The organism is Thermodesulfobacteriota bacterium (assembly GCA_040756475.1).
Taxonomy (GTDB): Bacteria; Desulfobacterota; Deferrisomatia; order Deferrisomatales; family JACRMM01; genus JBFLZB01.
This window is the reverse complement of sequence record JBFLZB010000303.1, coordinates 1-3,341: the sequence shown is the minus strand read 5'-3', so window position 1 is coordinate 3,341 and position 3,341 is coordinate 1. Positions and strand designations below refer to the sequence as shown.

Annotated in this window: 6 protein-coding genes; 2 read left to right on the top strand and 4 right to left on the bottom strand. The window is 74.3% G+C overall.

Annotated elements, in window-relative coordinates; all coding sequences use genetic code 11:
* Positions 1-265: 265 nt before the first annotated feature.
* A complete protein-coding gene (locus AB1578_22875) occupies positions 266-406 on the bottom strand; it encodes a hypothetical protein (protein MEW6490743.1) in 141 nt (46 codons plus the stop codon).
* 11 nt (positions 407-417) lie between these two features.
* Between AB1578_22875 and AB1578_22870 the strand changes: the two genes are divergently transcribed.
* Positions 418-783 (top strand): hypothetical protein, encoded by a 366-nt coding sequence (locus AB1578_22870; protein MEW6490742.1) that lies wholly within the window; start codon positions 418-420, stop codon positions 781-783.
* Positions 784-789: 6 nt separating this feature from the next.
* Positions 790-1,632 carry a TonB family protein gene (locus AB1578_22865; protein ID MEW6490741.1) on the top strand — a complete coding sequence of 281 codons (843 nt, stop codon included), beginning with the start codon at positions 790-792 and terminating at the stop codon, positions 1,630-1,632.
* Positions 1,633-1,762: 130 nt separating this feature from the next.
* On the opposite strand, the gene AB1578_22860 is transcribed toward AB1578_22865, so the two are convergent.
* The 3 genes from AB1578_22860 to AB1578_22850 form a co-directional block, all read right to left on the bottom strand.
* Complete coding sequence (locus AB1578_22860) at positions 1,763-2,473, bottom strand: hypothetical protein (GenBank protein ID MEW6490740.1); 711 nt, start codon at positions 2,471-2,473, stop codon at positions 1,763-1,765.
* 53 nt (positions 2,474-2,526) lie between these two features.
* Positions 2,527-3,024: a molybdopterin-guanine dinucleotide biosynthesis protein B gene (gene mobB / locus AB1578_22855; protein ID MEW6490739.1), complete on the bottom strand. Its 498-nt coding sequence runs from the start codon at positions 3,022-3,024 to the stop codon at positions 2,527-2,529.
* Positions 3,025-3,028: 4 nt separating this feature from the next.
* Positions 3,029-3,341, bottom strand: a 313-nt coding sequence (locus AB1578_22850) for a hypothetical protein (protein ID MEW6490738.1), incomplete at its 5' end; no start/stop codon positions are given.

The window sequence follows — 3,341 nt, the reverse complement described above, 5'->3', positions numbered from 1 at the left end:
GCCAGCAAGAGGGGCCAGCTCCACACGGCCCCCCACGCGGACCCGGGCGACAGGGTGGCGGCCATGGCCAGAGCGCAGGCGCCCAGCTTGGCCCGGGGGTCGAGAACGTGCAGGGGAGAAGCACGGGGCACGTAGAGGCCCAGGGTGAGGTCGCGCAGAAGCTTCATCGGACTCCGGCGGCAAACGAGAATGCTTCAGCCTAACAGACCCGTGTCGGCAGGAACAAGCGGCCCTGGGGGCGCCGAAAGGTCGCGTACCCTCTCGCTCACGCCGTGAGTGGATCGAAATCGGAATCGACGCCGACCGCGATTTCGATTTCGATTTCGATTTCGACGGCGGGATCGCCCGCCTTGCCCCGAACCGTCAAGTATCCTACGCTGCCCCCACGGTGGTTTGCCTCCTTCACGGAACGTCGTCATGGTGCGCATCCTCTTCGAGATCAGCCTGCCCGCGTCCACCCTGGAGTCGGTCGCTGCGGCTCTGGGGCCCGGTGCGGTTCCCGAAGGGGTCGTGGGGCGGCTTCAGGTCGTGGATCGCTCGGGGGGGTGCGAGAGTCCGGCCCAGGGCGGGGCTGCCTCCTGGACCCCCTGCTGGATCTCCCTGGAGGCCCCCGAAGGGCGCGAGGCCGCCCTTGCGTCCTGCCTGCCTCCCCTCAAGATGGCTCTCGTAACGGCGGCTCGCACGGCAGGCCTGGAGCTCTTCGCGGTGCCCGCCACGGCCCAGATCGGCGAGGAGTTTCACCGGTTTCGGGATCTCCTGGACGCGACGCGCCGCCTGGCCTGACCCCCGATGGATTACCGCCGCAACGTCCTCCCCCCGATCCTCGCCCTGGCCCTGTCCGCGGCGCTCCACGGTGGGATCGCGTGGACCCCCCGGCCGGCGCGGGAGGCCGACAGACCCGACCCCCTGCCCGTGGTAGTGGAGTATCTTCCCACCCCGGGCCAGGGCGGCGGCACACCCCTGGAGGCCTCCGGCGTGCAGGAGGAGGCTGCCCCGCCCGCGGCGGTGCCCGTGGAGCCGACGCGCCGGCCCGAAACCCTTCCCTCGCCCGGGCCGCCCGACCCCGTGGCCGCGGCACCCGAGCCCGCACCCCCGACTCCCGCCGCTCCCGACGGGCCGGCGCCTCCCGAGCCGGCGCCCCCGCCCGCCGCCGCGCTCCCTCCGGCGGCCGCACCCCTCCCTGCTCCCGAGGCCGCGCCGGAACCGCCGGCGGCCCCGGCGCCGCCGCCCCAGCTGGCCTGGACCGACCTCATGCCCCGGGCGGCCGATCTGCGTCCCACGGCCGCCCTGCCCGACCCCGCGGGCGAGGGCGTGCGGGAAGCCACCCTCGCCCTGGGAGAAGCCGACGTCCGGTACCGGGGGTACCTGGAGCAGGTGCAGGCCTCCATCGACCGCACCTGGCGCTGGAAGGAAGCCCTCCTCGCCGCGGGGGGCGGGGGCCGGGTCCTCCTGCGGTTCACCCTGGGGCAGGGCGCGGCGGAGGAAGTGCAGGTGGCGGAGAGCTCGGGCAGCCCCATCCTCGACCGGGAAGCCGTGGAAGCGGTGCGGCGGGCGCCGCTTCCCCCCTTCCCGCGCCACTGGACCATCGAGAGGCTCCACCTCTTCGCCGAGTTCGCCTACAGGCTGGAGTGAGGGCGGAGGAGGAGAGCGCACGGCCCGCGGCGCAGGTCGATCCCCATCGGAATCGATACCGATACCGATGCCGATACCGATCTGGATTTCGAGGGGGAAAGGGGTTGGGCTTCGGGAGTGGGGGCGTGACCTACCCCGGGAGCTCGGGGGACCACACCAGGCGGTCGGCGCCCGCCGCCGCCAGGGCCCGGCCGGGGGGGATCTCGTCGATCCGCACGAAGAGCGCGTTGCCCCGGGAGAACAGGGGGTGGGGTTCCTCGCCGCACTGCTGCTGCGCGGCGGGGAGGCTGCGGCACGCCAGGGGGCAGGACAGGGGGTCCCGGGTCCAGGGGCACGACGGCGCCACCGTCACCGGAATCCAGGGCCCGCACAGGGACACCTGGGTGCCCGGGGGGAGGGCCGGAATCCGCACCCCTTGCAGGAGCAGGTCGAGTTCCACCCGCCCCACCCCGAACTCGGCGAGCAGGGCCGCCGTCTGCGGGTCGTCCCAGGCGCTGCCCCGCAACCCGGCGGCGTCCTCGGGGGAGGAGACCCGCAGGAGCTCCAGTGCCCGGGGGTCCCGGCGCTGGCGCCCCAGAAGCCGCCCCGCCACGGGGCGCAGCGGGAGCCCGGCATCCCGTGCCCAGCGCAGCAGCCCCCAGTCGTTGGCCGCCCACTCGTCTCCCTCCAGGGCCGGGGCGAGCTCCGAGAGCCAGCGGGTGACCTCTTCCCACGCCCCCTCCCGCACCACCGGGGTCACGAGCGAGAAGGCAAGCCCTTCTTCCCGGCAGCGGCGGGCCGCCTCCCGCACCTGGGGCGCCGGAGGGAGCCGGCGGGCGCAGAACTCGGCCCCCAGGGCCACCCCGGCGTAGCCGCCCTCATGCAGGTGGCAAAGCTCGGCCGGGTCGGTCGCCCTCAGGAAGAAGTCGCCAGGAGACTCTTCACGAGGTAGTCCGCGATGCCCTCGGCGTCGTCGAGGTGAAACACCGGGAAGGGCGCCTCCAACCCGACGAGGTCGGTAGCGGCGCAAAGCACGTCGTCGGGCCACGCGGACTCCCTCTCCACCCCCTGTCGGACCACCTCGATGCGCGGGTAGCCGCGCAGCCCCTTGAAGCCCTCCACCAGCAGGATGCGCACGTCCGGCGGGCAAAGCCGCACCAGATCGCCGGGGTCGAGGTCCGGGGGCCGGTCGAAGAACGCCGCCACCTCCTCCTCGGTCACGAGGAACGTGGCCCGGGCCCCCGCCCGCCGGTGCCGCCAGGTGTCCTTGCCCTCCCGGTCCACCTGGATGCGCCCCCGGTGGTGCTTCACCGTGGCGGCCGGCACGTCCCGCCGGGCCAGGGCCGGCACCAGGCGCTCCACCAGGGTGGTCTTCCCGCTGCCCGAGAGCCCCGAGACGAGACACACCACCACGGCGCTAGCCCGCCCCCGCCCGCTCGGCGGCCGCCCCGAGCCCCGGCTCCTCGCCGTCCAGGAAGGAGAGGTCGTAGAGCTGCACCCGCACCCGCTCCCCCGGGGCGGCCCCGGCGCAATCCTCGGGAAGCACGAGCAGGGCGTTGGCCTCCACCAGAGTCTTGAGCAGGCCCGAGCCCTGCTTCTTGGTGCTCACCACCCGGAGGCCCCCGCCCGCATCCCGCTCCACCCGACAGCGGACGAACTCCACCCGCCCCCGCTTCCCCTTGACCGGCCCCGCCTCCTCCCCCAGCACCGCCTCGCTCACCGGCCGGAAC

Bases quoted from the DNA above. Each gene is read 5' to 3' on its own strand.
- AB1578_22870 (MEW6490742.1), top strand. From the start codon at position 418: ATGGTGCGCATCCTCTTCGAGATCAGCCTGCCCGCGTCCACCCTGGAG.
- AB1578_22865 (MEW6490741.1), top strand. From the start codon at position 790: ATGGATTACCGCCGCAACGTCCTCCCCCCGATCCTCGCCCTGGCCCTG.